This window comes from Paenibacillus glucanolyticus NBRC 15330, from assembly GCF_004000885.1.
Lineage (GTDB): Bacteria > Bacillota > Bacilli > Paenibacillales > Paenibacillaceae > Paenibacillus_AQ > Paenibacillus_AQ glucanolyticus.
The window spans coordinates 1-17996 of record NZ_BIMC01000038.1; the positions used below are offsets into that span (position 1 = coordinate 1).

The window sequence follows — 17996 nt, forward strand, 5'->3', positions numbered from 1 at the left end:
GCGGGCCATGGCCGGACTGGCCGAAGGCGTCCGGCCCTCTCGCCGGGCCGCGGAGCCCGCGCGGCCCGGGCTCCGATTCTTTTTTGTCCGATATCGAATCATGGGTATGTGCTTTGTCGAATTTGGATGTCTTCTCAAGTTCTCCGGGAAATTCCCATTTCAACACGGGAGCCGCCGACCCTTCCGCTGGAACTTGATAGGGTTGCCCAGTTGCCCCTTCCTCCGGGGTGGTCTTCGGATCCATTGCTCGTTCTTTCCCTGCAATGCCCACCTTCACCCGAACCTTAGAATCTTTCATTTGTTTTTCCCTCCTGTGCCTTCTCCCCTGGTATGTGCCGGATTACTCTCATTTCCGTCATGCTCTACTTATACTTATGAGATACCGGCATTTGATAGAACCCTTCTAAGAGAAAGGAGGAAAAGACATCGAAGGCTGCAAGCCAGTTAGCAAATAGATTCTGCCCTCTCATGGTTCTGTAATCTTTATATAAGAGAATTCACGTCAACCGTGTGCCCATACCAAAAGAAGTGGCTTCGCCGTTAACAGCGAAGCCACTTCTTATTCATTCTATCCTGTCCATCCTGTAAAGATGGATAACAATCGTACGTATTACACCCAAGTGGGTTGGACTTTAAACAGTTTCGCGTCTTCGGTTTCGCTTGCCACTTTCTTCGAAACCTTCTCCGTACTCTGATCTTCCGTCGAAATGCGCCAGATATCCGCACCCAGTCCAGACAGCTTTTCCGCTAAATGAACATAACCGCGATCAATATGCTGCACACCGCCAACTTCAGTCGTACCCTCAGATACAAGCCCTGCCAATATTAAAGCAGCTCCTGCACGCAGATCGGTTGCAGTTACCTTGGCTCCCTTAAGCTCGGCGCCACCAGTTACGATGGCAGAACGTCCTTCGACTTTAATCTCCGCATTCATCAGCTGGAATTCATCCACATGCATGAAGCGGTTCTCGAATACCGTTTCTGTAACCACACTTGTACCTTCCGACACCAGCAAAAGCGCCATCATCTGCGATTGCATGTCAGTTGGGAATCCAGGGTATGGCAATGTTTTAACATCAACCGACTTCAAAGGTTTGTCAGCGATAACGCGAATCCCATTCTCATCCGGTTCAATGGTAATCCCCATCTCTTCCATCTTGGAAATGACAGGTCCGAGATGATCGGCAATGGCACCTTCTACATAAACATCCCCGCCTGTGATCGCTGCAGCCGCCATAAAGGTACCTGCTTCAATCCGGTCTGGAATCACGTTATGCTCGACGCCATGCATCTTCTCAACGCCCTCAATGCGGATTACACCTGTGCCCGCACCGCGAACTTTGGCACCCATGGCATTCAGGTAATTCGCTAAATCGACAATTTCCGGCTCTTTTGCCGCATTTTCGATTACCGTAACCCCTTCAGCCAATGTAGCAGCCATCATAATATTTTCGGTAGCACCAACGCTTGCGACGTCCAAGTAGACCTTCGCTCCACGCAATCTGCCGTTGCTCTTCGCTTCAATATATCCTTGTCCGAGGCTAATCTCCGCCCCGAGAGCTTCAAATCCTTTTAGGTGTTGATCAATAGGTCTCGTGCCGATAGCACATCCCCCTGGAAGTGAAATCCGGGTTCGTCCACAACGTGCCAATAAAGGTCCCATGACCAGAAAAGACGCTCGCATCTTCCGCACCCATTCATAAGGCGCTTCACATGTCGTTATGTGCTCTGCATTCACACGTATCACTTCATCTTGATATGTAATGCCCGCACCAAGCGACTCCAATACTTTACTGATTGTAATTACATCGTCAAGAGGAGGTGCGTCAATGATAACACTTTCCCCAACTTCCCCTAGTAGAGAGGCAGCGATGATCGGAAGAACTGAATTTTTTGCTCCGCTGACTTTGACGCTTCCGGTCAGTCTTTTGCCACCGCGGACGATAAATTTGCTCATCATGGTTTCCCTCCGCGTCCATAATTTTCCTGATATGCTTGTGTTCGTTTTAGTTGTTGCTAATTCCCTAACTTTCATCTTAACATTAGTGATTTCCGCCAAACAAGCGATTTTTGAACTATTTATGACATCTGATATGGTGTCTACACCAGGAACCGGACATCCATAATGCCACCTTATGTGAAACATCTGTTATCCGCAGTATGGACCTACGAAAGGTACCATGACCGACCAGCTCTTGTCAATGCATAACAATTACCGGGTGAACATTATAGTCCGGAAGTCACCGTCCGCCCGATCAAGTCCTTAATCTCAGTGTTAACATAATAAAATGCGTTTATTCGACATCTTATTTCAAGCAACCTAACAGTGATATAACCAATCATACAATAATTAAAACAGACGAGTAAAATATCGCCAAACATACAGATCATGCAACAGCTTTCTTTAAAAGACGCCTTGCTGCATACCCCTTTGTGTAATGTACGAACTTACAGCCATACCCGTGCTAAAACATATATCGGATCATTTGACTCCATGTAATATAGTCAATTAGGAATTCAGCAACGAATCGTCCAAGCACCACAGCCAGCAGTAAATGCAACAGCTTACCCTGTGGTCCTTTGGGATGGCGGACAACCAAATCCAGCTTTACTTGCTGCAGTGCCCACCAAGCCAGTGCGATACAGATCAGTGAAATGACAATGGAGAGTAATCCATTGACACCTACTGCACTGATGGAATTAGATAAATCCTGGTTCATATTCCCTCCCCCTACATATATTTATCATGCCCTATTCAGGACCGACTCTTCTATAATACTTGGCTGGAGGCTAAGAATCCAGCACTTTCTAGCCACATTTCCTCGGAAATAATAAAGTCTTGTCCACATCTTCTATATTAGAGCGTTTACACACTATTATATGAAGCCAATATTTCCAACATTTTCTCTCCAAATTATTACAATTCCTTGCTCCAATCCCATATAATCTTCCTTAGACTTCTATTTATACCACTCCAATATCAAAAAAATACCCGGACTCCAAAATATAGTCCAGGCATAATAAACCTATCTCACTCCTACTTCAACTCCCCTTACACTATTCCGTCGTTGCCACAACAATCGTTCCGTAAGCAGCTGACGAGCCGGTTAACAGTGCGGCCATCTGCAATAACTCGATGCTAAACACTCGTCGGTCATGGGCTTCTATTACATAGGTTAATGCAGGAGCTCCGACCCGGGTGATGACCAAAGATATAGGTTCGTCCGAAAAATTGCTAATCGTAACAGAAGCATCGACACCAGCTTGATGTTCATAGAAAGATTTGCCGACACTGGGAGCCAAGGAGAAGATTTGTTCCGGAAGCAGTATAGCCATAGGGATGACCTCCCTTCTCTCTTTAATACTACATCATATGTAACGAATCTATTAAAAGCGATAGTTAACAGCGTATGATAAACGCCTGTTTCATAGATTTGCCTCCCCATTCCCGGTTATTCTTCATTTCATTGGGTTCTCTCAGGAATAAAAAAACAGCCCGCTGCTATTATAGCATCGAGCTGCCTTATGATTAATTGGAGATCTTGATCCGGTTCATGGCTCTTTGCAGGGCCAATTCCGCGCGACGATGATCAACTTCGTCCTGTCTTCCCTTCGCATTCAGGCGAGTTTCCGCTCTTTCCTTCGCGGCTTCCGCACGCTCCAGATCGATTTCTCCCGCTCTCTCTGCGCTTTCCGCCAGGATGACAATCTTATCTTTACGGACTTCGACGAAACCGCCTTGTACCGCAAACGGGGTTCTCTCGTTGCCGATCTTCACATAAACTGGCGCTATCTGAAGCGGTGTAACGAAGGAAATATGACCAGGCAAGATGCCCAGTTCTCCCTCGACCCCACGCACCGTAACACTGTTCACCTGCTCGGAGTAGACCAGGCGGTCCGGCGTTACGATTTCCAACAAAATGGTGCTCACTTCCATCCCTCCTCACCGTTTTCCGCAGAAAACTCGCGCAGCAGACCTCACAGTCCCGTTCTGGGCAATGTCTCGGTCTGCTGATCACGGAGCGTCAGCTTACAATGTTTTTGCTTTTTCAACTGCCTCTTCAATCGTACCTACGAACAGGAAAGCCGCTTCCGGAAGGTGGTCGTGCTTGCCTTCCAGGATCTCTTTAAAGCTGCGTACGGTTTCTTTAACCGGTACGTATTTACCCGGAATGCCGTTGAACTGCTCGGCAACGTGGAAAGCTTGGGACAAGAAACGTTGAACACGACGAGCACGTCCAACAATTGCTTTATCTTCCTCACTCAACTCGTCCATACCAAGGATTGCGATGATATCTTGAAGCTCGTTGTAACGAGCAAGAATTTTCTTAACGCCTTGAGCAACATTGTAATGCTCTTCACCCACAATTTCAGGAGCCAAAATCCGGGAGCTTGATGCAAGTGGATCTACCGCAGGATAGATACCCATCTCGGAAATTTTACGCTCCAGGTTGGTCGTTGCATCCAAGTGAGCAAACGTTGTAGCCGGAGCTGGATCCGTATAGTCATCCGCCGGTACATAGATAGCCTGGATGGATGTTACAGAACCTTTTTTGGTAGAGGTAATCCGCTCTTGCAGACGTCCCATTTCGGATGCCAGCGTTGGCTGGTAACCTACCGCGGAAGGCATACGGCCCAGAAGGGCAGATACTTCGGAACCCGCTTGAGTAAAGCGGAAGATGTTGTCGATAAAGAGAAGCACGTCTTTACCTTCCTGATCACGGAAATATTCCGCCATTGTCAAACCGGTCAACGCTACGCGAAGACGGGCACCCGGAGGCTCGTTCATTTGACCGAATACCATCGCGGTTTTATTAATAACGCCGGAATCGCTCATCTCGTGGTAAAGGTCATTACCCTCACGAGTACGCTCACCTACGCCTGCGAATACGGAGATACCGCCGTGCTCTTGTGCGATATTGTTGATCAATTCCTGGATCGCAACGGTTTTACCTACGCCCGCACCACCAAAGAGACCGATTTTCCCGCCTTTTTGGTATGGAGCAAGCAAGTCGATTACTTTAATACCCGTTTCAAGCATTTCTGCTTGCGTGGAAAGCTCATCGTATGGAGGAGCTTCACGGTGGATTGGGTTATTAATTTCGGATACAACGTCACCTGCATTATCGATCGGCTCACCCAATACGTTAAATACGCGGCCAAGTGTAGCGGAACCTACAGGAACCGTGATCGGTTTACCCAAATCCACAGCTTCGATACCGCGAATGAGACCGTCAGTGGATGACATCGCGATACAACGAACCAGATTATCACCCAAATGATTGGATACTTCCAAAGTCAAATCAACCGAGCGGCCGCCTTCCAGCGTTGCTTCAATCTTGACAGCATTAAAAATCTCGGGAAGATGACCGCGTTCAAATTCAATGTCAACTACAGCACCTGTAATGCTGACAACGCGTCCTTTTTTCATTGATTCGTTTTCCCTCCTACCCGCTCACCTCTAACGGTGAACGATGATCGTAAAAAGCGGCTGCTCATGACATTGCCGCATATCCGTTAAATACTAAGTTAAGAATTCCATCGTGCATTACTGCTGAGCGTTAGCTCCGCCCACAATCTCGGAAATTTCCTGCGTTATGGCAGCCTGACGAGCACGGTTGTATGTGAGGTTCAGCTCATTGATCATCTTGCTCGCATTCTTAGTTGCTGCTCCCATAGCCGTCATTTTCGCACCAAGCTCACTGGCCTTGGCATTCAGCATCGCACTGAAAATCAACGTTTCTGCATATTTCGGAAGAAGAACCTCAAGTACGCCTTCAGGAGACGGTTCATACTCATATCCTGTCAGATTCCCACTGCCGCCAATGTTCTCCATCGGGAGCAGCTTGGAGATCTCCTGAATCTGAGTCAAGGCATTCACGAATTGGTTGTAACACAGGTATAACTCATCAATCTGACCCAGCTCATATTGCTGAACCGCCGCGTTAGCGATGGTCTTAATATCTGCATAAGTCGGACTGTCGGATAGATCGGTGAGTTCCTCAACAACCGGAAGTCCACGACGACGGAAATAATCCCGTCCTTTCCGTCCGATTACAAACAGGCAATACTCGTCCTTGGACTGATGGCGTTCTGCGATAAAGTTCGATACTTTACGCAAAATGTTGGAGTTTGATGCACCAGCAAGACCACGGTCCGAAGTGATAACCAGATAACCGGTTTTCTTCACTTCACGCTTCTCCAGCATAGGATGGCTGATTCCCTTGGTTCCAGCTGCGATGCTGCCGACGACTTCTTTCAGCTTCTCAGAGTATGGAAGTGCAGAGGTTGCCTTCTCTTGAGCTCTTCTCAGCTTGGCAGCGGCAACCATTTCCATCGCCTTGGTGATCTGCCTGGTGTTCTGAACACTCTTGATCTGCCGCTTAATATCACGTAATCCTCTTGCCATGTTTTCACCACCTTAAACTTTGGCAAAGCCAAAGTTACTTCGTAAGCATAAGCCTAGCTCTGGCAAAACCAAAGCTGACTTCGTAAGCAACACATAACTTCGGGTACAGCCAAAGTTACTCCGTACGCGTAGACCAAGCTTTGGCTAGGACCAAAGCCACACCTTTAGTAATACCACTTTGGTCACAGCCAAAGCTACATTCCATATGATGAAAGAGGATGCCGGGCGTAACCCGGCTCCCCTCCTATTAACTTGCTTTAAGGAACTTAAACCGAAGCAGCAAAGCCCTTCTTAAATTGATCGATTGCTGCTTTCAATGCATTTTCGTTATCGGACGTCAGATCCTTCGTATCCGTAATGGATTGAAGAATTTCCGGCTTATTGCTTCCAATAAACGCAAGGAATTCGCTCTCGAAACGACGCACGTCTGCAACCTCGATATCATCAATATATCCTTTAACAGCTGCGTACAAGCTTACCACCTGTTGTTCAACCGACAACGGCTGGTTTACGCCCTGCTTCAGGATTTCCATCAATCTTGCACCACGGTTCAAACGAGCCAAGGTTGACTTATCCAGATCGGATCCGAACTGGGAGAACGCCTGGAGCTCACGATATTGCGCAAGATCCAGCTTCATGCCGCCCGCAACCTTTTTCATCGCTTTGATCTGCGCGGAACCACCGACACGGGATACCGAAATACCGACGTTAATCGCTGGACGCTGACCGGAGTAGAACAACTCGGACTCCAGGAAGATCTGTCCATCCGTAATCGAGATTACGTTGGTTGGAATGTAAGCAGATACGTCAGAAGCCTGTGTTTCAATAAATGGCAGTGCGGTTAATGAACCACCACCGAGCTCATCGTTGAGCTTCGCTGCACGTTCCAGCAAACGGGAATGCAGGTAGAATACGTCACCCGGATAAGCTTCCCGACCCGGAGGACGACGGAGGAGCAAGGACAACTCACGGTAAGCTGCCGCTTGTTTGGACAAGTCATCATAGATGATGAGTGCATGCTCGCCCTTGTACATGAAGTACTCACCCATTGCGCAGCCTGCGTATGGAGCGATGTACTGCAGTGGAGCCGGCTCAGAAGCCGAAGCCGTAACAATAATGGTGTACTCCAGTGCGCCATGACGGCGAAGAGTTTCAACAACCTGTGCTACAGTGGATTGCTTTTGTCCGATAGCTACATAAATACATTTAACGCCGCTGCCTTTTTGGTTCAGGATCGTATCGATCGCAACGGTGGTTTTACCTGTTTGGCGGTCACCAATGATCAGCTCGCGCTGTCCGCGGCCGATAGGTACCATCGCGTCGATCGCTTTAATACCGGTTTGCATCGGCTCATGAACGGATTTACGGTCGATAACGCCTGGTGCACTGCTCTCTACAGGGCGGTATGCCGCAGCCTCGATCGGCCCTTTACCGTCAAGCGGTTGACCGAGCGGATTAACAACACGTCCAAGCAGAGCTTCACCTACAGGAACCTCCATGATGCGTCCTGTACGTTTTACCTGATCGCCTTCCTTGATTTCGGAGTAAGGTCCCAGGATAACGACACCGACATTGCTCTCTTCAAGGTTCAGCGCCAGACCGAACACGCCGTTCTGGAACTCCAGAAGTTCCCCGGACATCGCGTTCTCCAAGCCGTACACGCGAGCAATACCGTCACTTACTTGAATTACCGTACCTACTTCAGAGACAGTGATATCGGATTTATATTCTTCAATTTGACTTTTGATTAAAGTACTAATTTCTTCAGGTCTGATACTCAACGTTTTCACCCCTATCTACTATGCTCGTCTATTAAAAGACTTTTCAAGACGTTCCAGCTTCCCGGCAAGGCTTCCGTCATACAGCTTGTCGCCAATGACTACTTTCAGGCCTCCGAGCAAGCTCTCGTCCACCACATTGGTAACCCGGATATTCTGATTCGCTAACTGTCCGAATTCCGAAGCCACCTGTTCTTTTTCCTGATCGCTAAGCGGGTAGGTAGAGAATACTGTGGCGTCCGCCATTCCTAAGCTCGCACCTTGTATCTTCACATAACTGTTCAGCAGTTCGGCGAACATTTCTGTACGCCCTCTGTCAAGAAGCAATTCAATCGTGTTCAATACAGGCTGCGATACTTTCCCTGCCAGCGCCTGGCTGATTACGTTCATCTTCACGGACTGGGGAATATTCGGTGTGGAGATGAATTTCTGAATGTCGGAATCGCCTTCAATGGCAGATACGACAGCCCGCAACTCCTCTTCCACTTCCAGACCCTTCTGCTGCTGAGCCGCCACTTCGAACAGCGCCCGCGCATATCGCTTGGCTGCTACTGTATTTTGGCTCATGGTCTGCCTCCTACCTCTTTAAGGTATTGATCCACCAGTTCTTCTTGGGCTTTGTCATTGTTTACTTCCCGCTCAATCAGCTTGGATGCAATCCTTACAGATACGCTTCCCAATTCGCTGCGAAGCTCGGCAACGGCTTTGTTCTTCTCGCTTTCGATGTCGCGCAGAGCATCAACTTTGATGCGATCCGCTTCCTCCTTGGCGAGCTCAACAATTTGCTCAGCTTGCTTGTTGCTGGTCTGTCTTGAACGCTCGATGATATCATGTGCCTCTTGTCGTGCCTGATTCAGCGCCTGTTTTTGCTCCTCAACATAGACATGTGCCTGTTCACGAGTCTTAGAAGCCTCGTCTATTTGATTAATAACCAATTCTCGACGCTGCTCCATGATTGCAAACAATTTGCCGAAAGCAAATTTATGAAGCAACACATACAGAACGCCAAATGCAAGAATTGAAATTACAATATTCTCCCAAAGTACAACCATTGAATGAAGTCACTCCTTTCCGTTAATGCGAAGTGCAGTTCTTAACAAAACGAAGGCGCGGATGGCATCGGCCCTCCCCGCCAAACCGTAGTATTCTTATTAAGAAAACATGATCAAGAAAGCAATAACGGTAGCAGCGAGTGGAACTACCTCGACGATACCAACACCGATAAACATCGTCGTTTGGAGCGGACCGCGAGCTTCCGGTTGACGAGCGATAGATTCTACTGTTCTACTTACGATCATACCGTTACCCAAACCTGCGCCAAGTGCACCCAAACCTACTGCAATAGCTGCTGCTAAAAATTCCATTGATAAATATCCTCCTTAAGATTGGTTCAATTTTTGGTTAATATAATATATCTCTTTCGAAATTGCCGAAATGTCGGCACGTTTCGGCCGAGTTTATTAATGTGCGTCTTCTTCGTGAATCGTTGTTTGTGCGATGTAAACCATAGTCAATATAGTAAAGATGAACGCCTGCAATGCACCAATAAAAATACTGAATCCTTGCCATACAGCCAGGAATGGAATACCGTAGTAACCCATTTTCAGGATTACCGTAATCAGTACCTCACCTGCAAAGATGTTGGCAAACAAACGAATCGCCAGTGCGACCGGCTTCGCCAAGTTCTCAATGATGTTCAGTGGTAAAAACACCGGGAACGGCTCAATATAGTGTTTTAGGTAATGCTTGCGGTTCAGCTTCAGACCGAGATAATTCATAAGGAAGAATACAACGATCGCCAAACCTGCAGTAACGGATATGTCCGCCGTCGGTGATTTCCACCAGAGAACATGAGCCATATGGCCATCATGAAGACCTCTCGTTGCTTCAATCGTTTGCCCGAACACTGTAAAGTCAGCAGGCAAATCTGTGATGATAGCAAACGGCAATCCGAGCACGTTAGCTACAAAGATGAATGTTATCAAAGTCAACCCTAATGAGATATAAGGCTTTCCTTTCTTCAAATCCATAGCACTTGCTACGATACCTTGCACAAATTCTACGACCCACTCCATGAAGTTTTGCAATTTGGAAGGGTTTTCTACAGATAGATTTCGAACGGCCAAGCGTGCCAGTACAAAGACAATAATCCCCGTGACAAGCAGCATAATGACGGCTGATAGGTCAAGTCGAAACCCACCTAAATCAATAATCGGTGAATCATGCATGAAATTGTTTTCACCCCTTTCCAATTAGCGCTAATCAATTCTTAGATTTCAAGCTAACAATAATGCTGACTGGAATGGTCAACAATTGGGGAATGAACAGACCGACGATGGTCGCTCCGAGCGACACTTGTTCAAGCTTGGCCGCCATCATTACAATCAAGAACGCGATGCAAAGTCTCGTGACATATCCAAAGCTGAACCGTCTGCTCTCTTGACTGACCGCCAAATCGGCAAGCTGCCTCACTTTAATGGAAAGGAAGCGTACGTTGAACAAGCCACCAACCATACCCAGTATCAGTCCTGATACCTCAGGTCGATAATCCGGATAAAATGCCCACCCCATAAATAGAACAGATAATAAGAGTATAGATACTCTGGTTACACCGTTCACAATGGATGTTGTCAAATCATTCACTTTGCGCCCCCAGAAATTTCTTAATGAGTAGAGCGATATTCAAAATCCCTAGAAAGAGCCCCGAAAGCGTACCAATGGCAAGCCACACTCTGGGCCCGTCCCACTGATTCATAAGCCAGCGCCCGGTAAAAAAACCGATGAGAATGTAAGCGGCAAGCAAACCGCCCGCCCCGCTAATGTATAGCGCTATCAACCAAGGGTTATCTTGACTTTTCGGATTTTTCATATGAACCTCTAATCCCAACTCATTTTACTGAATATTGCAAGAGTTTGTCAATGAATCGATTTTATTGAATTACCGTGTAGAAACGGCGTTTTGAGCAGTCTAAATTACCCAAAACGCCGCGGTAACCGTACAGTTCAACTGTATGCTGTACCCTTGCCAATCAGAATACGGTAAACTATGCCTTTGTGAACATTCTGTGAAATTCTTCGGGACGGTTTTTTCGGATGCCGAAATGGTGCAAAATCGCATTGACAATCCGCTGCGAAGCTTGTCCATCGCCATACGGATTAGCGGCTTTGCTCATCTTCTCATACAGTTCCTGATCCGTCAGAAGAACCTTGATCCGATCGTACACATTCTCTTCTTGGGTACCCACCAGCTCCAAAGTTCCCGCTTCAATGCCTTCCGGGCGTTCCGTTGTATCCCGAAGCACCAGCGTCGGCACGCCGAATGACGGAGCTTCCTCCTGCATGCCGCCGGAATCCGTAATGATGAGATGCGTATGAGTATACATATTGTTCATGTCCACGACATCCAGCGGGTCAATCAGCTTAATCCGCGGATGATTCCCCAAAATACGGTGAGCCGGTTCCTTCACGGCAGGGCTCGGATGCACAGGATAGACGATAGCGATATCCTCGAATTCGTCGGCTATGCGCTTGACTGCCTCAAAAATCTGGCGATGCGGCTCCCCTTGGGATTCGCGGCGATGCGCCGTCATCAGGATCAAGCGTTTGCCCTTCGCCCAGTCCAGAACCGGATGGGTATAACCTTCACGCACCGTGTACTGGAACACGTCCGTAGCCGTATTACCCGTAACATAAATGCGGGATTCCGGCTTGTTCTCCTTGCGGAGATTCTCGGCGGACCAGTTCGTCGGCGCAAAGTGAAGATCAGCAAGCACGCCGGTCAACTGACGGTTCATCTCCTCCGGATAAGGATTCAGCTTGTTCCAGGTTCGTAAACCTGCCTCTACGTGGCCTACCTGTATCTGCTGCAGGAAAGCGGCATAGCTAGCCAGGAACGTTGTCAGCGTGTCACCATGCACCAGCACGATATCCGGCTTGGCCTCACGCAGGACAGGCTCTAGCCCCTCCAGAACGCGAACTGTGATTTCGTTCAACGTCTGGCGGTCCTTCATCACATCCAAATCATAATCCGGGACAATCTTGAACACATCGAGCACCTGATCGAGCATTTGACGGTGCTGTGCAGTTACACAAACCACCGATTCTATATGCTCAGGGTGACGCTGAAGCTCCAGAATAAGCGGCGCCATCTTGATCGCTTCGGGGCGGACCCCAAAAATAGTCATCACTTTCACTTTTGACATGATTGAAAATACCCCTCTTTTTCATGCTTGTTATTCTCATTATTCAAGTTGCACAAATGGCTCAGGCTTGTCTCCTATTTCGTTCCGTACAAGCGATCCCCTGCATCGCCAAGGCCCGGTACGATATAACCATGGTCATTCAGCCCTTCGTCAAGAGCAGCGACGTAGATGTCCACGTCCGGATGAGCATCATGGACGGCCTTCACGCCTTCCGGTGCAGCCACAAGATTCATCATCTTGATCTGCGTGCAGCCGCGCTTCTTCAGCACGTCGATCGCAGCGATCGCAGAGCCGCCAGTCGCCAGCATCGGATCAATCACGATTAATTCGCGCTCCGTAACGTCTGTTGGAAGTTTCGTGTAATATTCGACAGGCTGGAGCGTTTCCGGGTCACGGAACAATCCGACATGGCCTACCTTTGCTGCGGGGAGCAGTTTTACAACCCCGTCCAGCATACCCAGGCCAGCACGCAGAATCGGCACCAGACCGAGCATTCTGCCGGAAATGACTTTCCCCTGCGTTTCCGCTACCGGCGTCTGCACGGATATCGACTCAAGAGGAACCTCCCGTGTAATCTCATAAGCCATCAAAGTCGCGACTTCGTCTACCAATTCGCGAAAATCTTTGGTGTTAGTCCGCATATCGCGGATAAATGTAAGTTTGTGTTGAATCAACGGGTGATCACAAATCACCAATTTTCCCATGTCAGGTCCCTCCGGTTTGAATGCAAATGTTATTTCAATATGGGCATAAATCGTTGTGAGCTCCATAAATCCTGTCTATTATATCATTCCCTCTAGTCAATTGACACCTGCACCGGTCATGTTTATTTCCCGCTTGTTTCGACCTTGTGACGGGACCGCCACCGGCTAGACCTAGGTTTTCCATTTTCGCCTATATTGATGCTATCCGCAGTCGCCTGACTGGAAAAATATGAGCAAAGCAATCTGGCCAGAATGTTTATAGCTCTGGAAAAGGACCCCACCTGCATCAGGCGGGGTCCTCTTATCATAAGCCTCTGGAACGGACTAAACTGTGATTAATATTTCATTTCGGCATAGAGAGGGTATTGATCTGTAAGCTCAGCCACCATACGGCCTGCTTGTTCAAGGGTCGCCTCGTCTTCAGGCTGCTTCAATGTCATGGCAATAACCTTCGCGATGGTAACCATCGCCTTCTCATCCATGCCGCGGGAAGTTACCGCAGGCGTACCGATGCGGATACCGCTCGTTACAAACGGACTCGTCGGATCGAACGGGATGGCATTCTTGTTCACGGTGATGCCGATAGAATCCAGCACCTTCTCCGCGTCTTTGCCCGTAATATCCAGATTGCGGGTATCGATCAGCATCAGATGGTTATCGGTTCCGCCGGAAACGATGTTCAGCCCTTCCTCGATCAGCGTATCGGCCAGAACTTTTGCGTTCTTCACCACATGCTCCGCATAGGTCTTGAAGGACGGATCCAATGCTTCACCAAGGGCCACAGCCTTGGAAGCAATGACATGCATCAGCGGTCCGCCCTGGGAACCCGGGAATACCGCTTTATCGATCGCTTGTGCCCAAGCTTTTTTGCACAGAATCATACCGCCGCGAGGCCCGCGAAGCGTCTTATGCGTTGTGGTGGTAACAAAATGAGCATGTGGAACCGGACTCGGATGAAGACCCGCCGCAACAAGACCTGCAATATGAGCCATATCGACCATGAATAACGCACCAACGTCGTTCGCGATGGCCGCAAGTTTTTCAAAATCAATGATACGTGGGTAGGCACTTGCTCCCGCCACGATCATGCGAGGACGATGCTTGAAGGCCGCTTTGCGAACTTCATCGTAATCGATCAGGAACGTGTCTTCTTGCACGCCGTAAGCAACGAAGTTGTACAGAAGGCCCGAAGCGTTAACAGGACTTCCGTGAGTCAAATGGCCGCCATGAGCGAGGTTCATGCCAAGAACGGTATCTCCAGGCTTGAGCGCAGCCAAATACACCGCCATGTTCGCTTGTGCACCGGAATGCGGCTGCACGTTCACATGCTCGGCACCGAACAATTCCTTGGCACGGTCACGGGCGATATCCTCCACGATATCCACACGCTCACAACCACCGTAGTAGCGTTTGCCAGGGTAGCCTTCCGCATATTTATTCGTCAGCACGGTCCCCATTGCTTCCATAACCGCTTCGCTGACAATATTCTCCGAGGCGATCAGCTCAATATTGCTGCGTTGACGCTTCAGTTCCAAATCCATTGCTTCCAGTACAGCCGGGTCATTCTTCCGCAAATGTTCCATCATGTTCATATCCTCCCATAATCCATCGTTATTTTGGTTGCCAAATTAAAACCACAGATATAACAAATAACAAAAAAGCGAGCTTTCATTCGAATCAATCGCACTGCGCCCCATCATCCTTCTGCTCGAACCGGTACACCGCACGCTCCCCGCCAATCAGCTTCGGCCGGGTATAGGCAGCCGTAACGCGAGCCTCACCAACATAACGCACGCTTGGCCGGAAAGGTACCGCCACTCGCCGCAAATGCATGCCGATCAGCGTCTCGCCAATATCGACTCCTGCATGAGCTTCAATGGATTCCGCAAGGCAAGGCTCCTTCATGCTGCGATAGGCCGCCGAAGCCATAGATCCGCCTGCTCCCGGTATGGGAACAGCCGCCACTTCCGTCAAGCGCAGCCGCTCAAGCAGATCGCGCTCCATGACAAGTGCACGGTTCAAATGCTCACAGCATTGATAGGCCACAGCAAAACCAAACTCCGCTTGAACTTCGGCGATGCCTTGGAGAAGCTGCTGCGCAGTCTCAAGTGCGCCGCCTGTACCGATCCGGCGGCCGACCACTTCGCTGGTGCTGGCCCCGATGACCAGAACTTTACCCGGGCCCAGAACAGCCGCTTCGGCCAGTTCGCGGACAATGCCCGCTGTCTGTTCATTCAAGGAAATCTTAGAGATGTCCGTCATGTCACAGTCCTCCCGATGTTTTTTTCACAGAAGCACTTCATTCCCTCATCACGATAAGCCACGATGAATAACATACTGATCGACACGAACTATCGCAATTCGTTCTTCAGGTAACGCTCCTCGATGGCTTTGATCTTGTTCACGCGGCCGACATGGCGTTCGCCTTGGCTGAAATCCGTTGTCAGCCATGCGTTTACGATCTCTGCTGCAAGTCCGGGACCGACTACGCGTTCACCCAGTGCAATCACATTGCTGTCATTATGTTCGCGCGTCGCTTTTGCCGAGAACACATCATGGGTCAGCGCGCAGCGGATACCGGGCACCTTGTTGGCCGCGATACTCATGCCAATCCCTGTACCGCAGATCAGAATGCCGCGATCCGCTTCACCCGAGACCACCTTCTCGCACACCGGAAGCGCATAATCGGGATAATCCACAGAATCGGAGCAGCCGCAGCCAAGATCCTCCACCTCATGTCCCAGACCCCGAATGACCTCCACGATCTCCTCTTTCAGACGAATGCCGGCATGATCCGTACCCAATGCGATTTTCATCTATGAAAAACCCCCTCGTATGTTCGCTTTTGCGTTTTAGCTTGTTCCATTATAACTCAAATTCCGCGCAAAAGACGAAAAAAGAGCAGTCGGCGCACGTGTTGTGCTCCAAATGCTCTTTGCCCAGGCGACCGGCCGTATATTCCGATGCTCCATCGTGGTTTCATCCACTTCGTCGCCAGTTACACCGGATCCTTTGTTTTTCACCTTCATCTTAAATCAATACGGGGTGAAAGGCAAGCGGCTTTTTAGCCCAATTATACGCTCGCTTCTAAACACAAAAGGGGCCGCCCTATTTATGCCGCTCGGACTCCAGCTTGTCCAGCAATCGGAATAACGCCGTCCGAATCTCGGCCGCTGTCGCTTCGTATTCTTCCCGCGAACCGCCGAACGGATCGGAAATATCAAAGCTCGGAATGCGCTGACGCAGCTCAATCAGGCGTTCCCGATCGCTGTCACTTACATCCCTTCCGAGAGATCGGGCCAGCTCCAGCGTTGCATACAGGCTATCCTGCTCCTGCAGATCTTCGAGCACCCTGCGGTCATCCTCAACGAATTCCTTCAGCGTGTGCATCTTGTCTGCCGCATGCGGAAACTGACGAATGGCATACTGCTTATGCGACTGGGTCAACGTAAGAATCAGATCTGCCCACGCTACCAGTTGCGCCGTCAGAGGTTTGGACACCAAGCGGTCCTGGATATCCTGATCACGAAGTATCGATTCCGCGTGATGGGACACCGGCATTCCATCCACGGCCGATACACCTGCCGAACGAATCTCCAGCGGAGTTCCTCGCTGCTTGGACAGCTTGCGCAGCATCCCTTCAGCCATTGGACTGCGGCAAGTATTTCCCGTGCAAACAAACAGTATATTTTTCACAGTCCCGTTCCTCCTGTTAGTAGGTTCTTTGGGGATATTGTATCAAATATTGCGTTAAATGATAAACATGATGCCGAAGATGACCAAAATGAGTCCTCCGAGCATCTCGCCATACTCCCCCAGCTTATCGCTTACCTGACGACCCAGCAGCAAGCCGAGAATCGACATCAAGCCGCCCACGATACCGAAAGAGACCACAATCAACCAAACATCATCCACGAACATGCCAAGCGAAACCCCCACCGAGAACGAATCGATGCTGACGCTGAGGGAAAACAGCAGCATGGCCAAAAAGGCGGTTGGATGAATTCGCTGGCCTTCTCCGCCACGCAAGGCATTATAAATCATATGTCCACCCAGCAGGAGCAGCAGCCCACCGGCTGCAAGCCCTGTAACGTGGCCCAATAATATTCCTACATAATGGCCGGCAAATAAACCCAGCAGGGGCATTAGCATATGAAACAGCGCAATCATGAAACTAATGCCCAGCATATAGCCAAGGCGCATGCCGCTTCTCATCCCGACTCCGATTCCAAGCGAAAATGCGTCTAGCCCGAGTGCAACCGCCATCAGCAGAATCGCCGCAAGCTGTCCCGATTGGACAGACGCCTCCAACATGCTCATTCCCCCAAGTCCCATGGTCTTGTACACCATATGCGGACAAGGGTTAAATGATTCCAAAACCGTTTATTCGACTGGGGAATCCCGGCAAAGCCTCCCCTTCCTCTTGCAGATTACGAGAAAGGATTGAGAGAATCACTCACAAACTGGTGCCAGGACTTGGAGTTCAATCCACATTGATGATGTGGTGTCCCGCGGCCTTCAGCAGCCGGTTCATGACGGCTGCGCCAACGCCCCGATCCGGGCACGCTTCGGCCAGGATGAAGGTCGCGCCTTCGTCATCGAAGTGACGAAGGCCGGCGTACAGCCGGCGGGCCGCTTCCTCCGGCGCGGCCAGGCTGCCGAGCGAGACGGCAACGTCCGCGCGGTAGTGGCCGATGTGCTCGTCGAACGACAGCACACCGGTCACTTCCCCGCGCCGGGCGGCCGCCTCAAGCTCGGCCGCAATGCGTGCCGACACGGCGTCGGCACGTGGGCCCTGCACCACGCACATCGCACCCTTCGGTGCGTAGTGCGTGTACTTCATGCCCGGCGAGCGCGGCGCCGGGCCTTCCGCCTCCCCGGCGGCGCGCTGCAGCGCCGGGTC

General features: G+C 49.8%; 22 protein-coding genes and 1 riboswitch. All 22 genes read right to left on the reverse strand.

All coding sequences use genetic code 11. From position 1 onward, the window contains the following. On the reverse strand, positions 1-298 hold a 298-nt coding region (locus PGL02S_RS27670), incomplete at its 3' end, for a hypothetical protein (RefSeq protein WP_218029257.1). 312 nt (positions 299-610) lie between these two features. Next, positions 611-1957, reverse strand: a complete 1347-nt coding sequence (gene murA / locus PGL02S_RS27675; protein ID WP_006213088.1) for a UDP-N-acetylglucosamine 1-carboxyvinyltransferase — start codon at positions 1955-1957, stop codon at positions 611-613. 508 nt (positions 1958-2465) lie between these two features. Continuing rightward, positions 2466-2720, reverse strand: a complete 255-nt coding sequence (locus PGL02S_RS27680) for a DUF1146 family protein (protein WP_006213089.1) — start codon at positions 2718-2720, stop codon at positions 2466-2468. A gap of 337 nt (positions 2721-3057) precedes the next feature. After that, the gene (locus tag PGL02S_RS27685) at positions 3058-3336 is read right to left on the reverse strand and encodes a hypothetical protein (protein WP_006213090.1); all 279 of its coding nucleotides are present in this window, start codon (positions 3334-3336) and stop codon (positions 3058-3060) included. 193 nt (positions 3337-3529) lie between these two features. After that, positions 3530-3931: a F0F1 ATP synthase subunit epsilon gene (locus PGL02S_RS27690; RefSeq protein WP_036639978.1), complete on the reverse strand. Its 402-nt coding sequence runs from the start codon at positions 3929-3931 to the stop codon at positions 3530-3532. Positions 3932-4030: 99 nt separating this feature from the next. Further along, positions 4031-5431, reverse strand: coding sequence for a F0F1 ATP synthase subunit beta (atpD, locus tag PGL02S_RS27695; protein WP_036639981.1), 1401 nt, complete (start codon positions 5429-5431; stop codon positions 4031-4033). Positions 5432-5548: 117 nt separating this feature from the next. Continuing rightward, the gene (gene atpG / locus PGL02S_RS27700; protein WP_036639983.1) at positions 5549-6409 is read right to left on the reverse strand and encodes an ATP synthase F1 subunit gamma; all 861 of its coding nucleotides are present in this window, start codon (positions 6407-6409) and stop codon (positions 5549-5551) included. Between the two features lie 266 nt (positions 6410-6675). Next, positions 6676-8190 (reverse strand): F0F1 ATP synthase subunit alpha, encoded by a 1515-nt coding sequence (gene atpA, locus PGL02S_RS27705; protein ID WP_036639985.1) that lies wholly within the window; start codon positions 8188-8190, stop codon positions 6676-6678. A gap of 18 nt (positions 8191-8208) precedes the next feature. Further along, positions 8209-8754: a F0F1 ATP synthase subunit delta gene (locus PGL02S_RS27710; protein ID WP_036639987.1), complete on the reverse strand. Its 546-nt coding sequence runs from the start codon at positions 8752-8754 to the stop codon at positions 8209-8211. Continuing rightward, complete coding sequence (gene atpF / locus PGL02S_RS27715; protein ID WP_036639988.1) at positions 8751-9239, reverse strand: F0F1 ATP synthase subunit B; 489 nt, start codon at positions 9237-9239, stop codon at positions 8751-8753. Before atpF ends, PGL02S_RS27710 begins: the two co-directional genes overlap by 4 nt. Before the next feature lie 99 nt (positions 9240-9338). Beyond that, positions 9339-9551 (reverse strand): F0F1 ATP synthase subunit C, encoded by a 213-nt coding sequence (gene atpE / locus PGL02S_RS27720; protein ID WP_006213098.1) that lies wholly within the window; start codon positions 9549-9551, stop codon positions 9339-9341. A gap of 96 nt (positions 9552-9647) precedes the next feature. Further along, a complete protein-coding gene (atpB, locus tag PGL02S_RS27725) occupies positions 9648-10415 on the reverse strand; it encodes a F0F1 ATP synthase subunit A (protein WP_036639991.1) in 768 nt (255 codons plus the stop codon). 34 nt (positions 10416-10449) lie between these two features. Next, positions 10450-10830: an ATP synthase subunit I gene (locus PGL02S_RS27730; protein ID WP_006213100.1), complete on the reverse strand. Its 381-nt coding sequence runs from the start codon at positions 10828-10830 to the stop codon at positions 10450-10452. Continuing rightward, the gene (locus PGL02S_RS27735; protein ID WP_006213101.1) at positions 10823-11056 is read right to left on the reverse strand and encodes an AtpZ/AtpI family protein; all 234 of its coding nucleotides are present in this window, start codon (positions 11054-11056) and stop codon (positions 10823-10825) included. Before PGL02S_RS27735 ends, PGL02S_RS27730 begins: the two co-directional genes overlap by 8 nt. A 175-nt stretch (positions 11057-11231) precedes the next feature. Then, the gene (wecB, locus tag PGL02S_RS27740) at positions 11232-12389 is read right to left on the reverse strand and encodes a non-hydrolyzing UDP-N-acetylglucosamine 2-epimerase (RefSeq protein WP_006213102.1); all 1158 of its coding nucleotides are present in this window, start codon (positions 12387-12389) and stop codon (positions 11232-11234) included. Between the two features lie 74 nt (positions 12390-12463). Beyond that, entirely contained in the window at positions 12464-13093 is a 630-nt protein-coding gene (gene upp, locus PGL02S_RS27745; RefSeq protein WP_006213103.1) for a uracil phosphoribosyltransferase, read from the reverse strand. A 335-nt stretch (positions 13094-13428) separates the two neighbouring features. After that, positions 13429-14679, reverse strand: coding sequence for a serine hydroxymethyltransferase (locus PGL02S_RS27750; RefSeq protein WP_036639993.1), 1251 nt, complete (start codon positions 14677-14679; stop codon positions 13429-13431). Positions 14680-14770: 91 nt separating this feature from the next. After that, positions 14771-15355 (reverse strand): TIGR01440 family protein, encoded by a 585-nt coding sequence (locus PGL02S_RS27755; protein WP_006213105.1) that lies wholly within the window; start codon positions 15353-15355, stop codon positions 14771-14773. A gap of 89 nt (positions 15356-15444) precedes the next feature. After that, positions 15445-15909 carry a ribose 5-phosphate isomerase B gene (gene rpiB / locus PGL02S_RS27760; RefSeq protein WP_036639997.1) on the reverse strand — a complete coding sequence of 155 codons (465 nt, stop codon included), beginning with the start codon at positions 15907-15909 and terminating at the stop codon, positions 15445-15447. A 114-nt stretch (positions 15910-16023) separates the two neighbouring features. Continuing rightward, positions 16024-16105: riboswitch (ZMP/ZTP riboswitch) on the reverse strand. Positions 16106-16201: 96 nt separating this feature from the next. Next, on the reverse strand, positions 16202-16789 hold the full coding sequence (locus PGL02S_RS27765; RefSeq protein WP_036639999.1) for a low molecular weight protein arginine phosphatase: 588 nt from the start codon (positions 16787-16789) through the stop codon (positions 16202-16204). A 54-nt stretch (positions 16790-16843) separates the two neighbouring features. Further along, positions 16844-17407, reverse strand: a complete 564-nt coding sequence (locus PGL02S_RS27770) for a manganese efflux pump MntP (RefSeq protein ID WP_036640001.1) — start codon at positions 17405-17407, stop codon at positions 16844-16846. Positions 17408-17576: 169 nt separating this feature from the next. Then, positions 17577-17996, reverse strand: a 420-nt coding sequence (locus PGL02S_RS27775) for a Sua5 family C-terminal domain-containing protein (protein ID WP_304363413.1), incomplete at its 5' end; no start/stop codon positions are given.

Coding starts and splice junctions, on each gene's coding strand:
- atpD (WP_036639981.1), bottom strand. CDS start 5,431: ATGAAAAAAGGACGCGTTGTCAGCATTACAGGTGCTGTAGTTGACATT.
- PGL02S_RS27685 (WP_006213090.1), bottom strand. CDS start 3,336: ATGGCTATACTGCTTCCGGAACAAATCTTCTCCTTGGCTCCCAGTGTC.
- atpB (WP_036639991.1), bottom strand. CDS start 10,415: ATGCATGATTCACCGATTATTGATTTAGGTGGGTTTCGACTTGACCTA.
- wecB (WP_006213102.1), bottom strand. CDS start 12,389: ATGTCAAAAGTGAAAGTGATGACTATTTTTGGGGTCCGCCCCGAAGCG.
- atpF (WP_036639988.1), bottom strand. CDS start 9,239: ATGGTTGTACTTTGGGAGAATATTGTAATTTCAATTCTTGCATTTGGC.
- upp (WP_006213103.1), bottom strand. CDS start 13,093: ATGGGAAAATTGGTGATTTGTGATCACCCGTTGATTCAACACAAACTT.
- PGL02S_RS27750 (WP_036639993.1), bottom strand. CDS start 14,679: ATGATGGAACATTTGCGGAAGAATGACCCGGCTGTACTGGAAGCAATG.
- PGL02S_RS27770 (WP_036640001.1), bottom strand. CDS start 17,407: ATGTTGGAGGCGTCTGTCCAATCGGGACAGCTTGCGGCGATTCTGCTG.
- rpiB (WP_036639997.1), bottom strand. CDS start 15,909: ATGAAAATCGCATTGGGTACGGATCATGCCGGCATTCGTCTGAAAGAG.
- PGL02S_RS27755 (WP_006213105.1), bottom strand. CDS start 15,355: ATGACGGACATCTCTAAGATTTCCTTGAATGAACAGACAGCGGGCATT.
- PGL02S_RS27710 (WP_036639987.1), bottom strand. CDS start 8,754: ATGAGCCAAAATACAGTAGCAGCCAAGCGATATGCGCGGGCGCTGTTC.
- PGL02S_RS27735 (WP_006213101.1), bottom strand. CDS start 11,056: ATGAAAAATCCGAAAAGTCAAGATAACCCTTGGTTGATAGCGCTATAC.
- atpE (WP_006213098.1), bottom strand. CDS start 9,551: ATGGAATTTTTAGCAGCAGCTATTGCAGTAGGTTTGGGTGCACTTGGC.
- atpG (WP_036639983.1), bottom strand. CDS start 6,409: ATGGCAAGAGGATTACGTGATATTAAGCGGCAGATCAAGAGTGTTCAG.
- PGL02S_RS27680 (WP_006213089.1), bottom strand. CDS start 2,720: ATGAACCAGGATTTATCTAATTCCATCAGTGCAGTAGGTGTCAATGGA.
- murA (WP_006213088.1), bottom strand. CDS start 1,957: ATGAGCAAATTTATCGTCCGCGGTGGCAAAAGACTGACCGGAAGCGTC.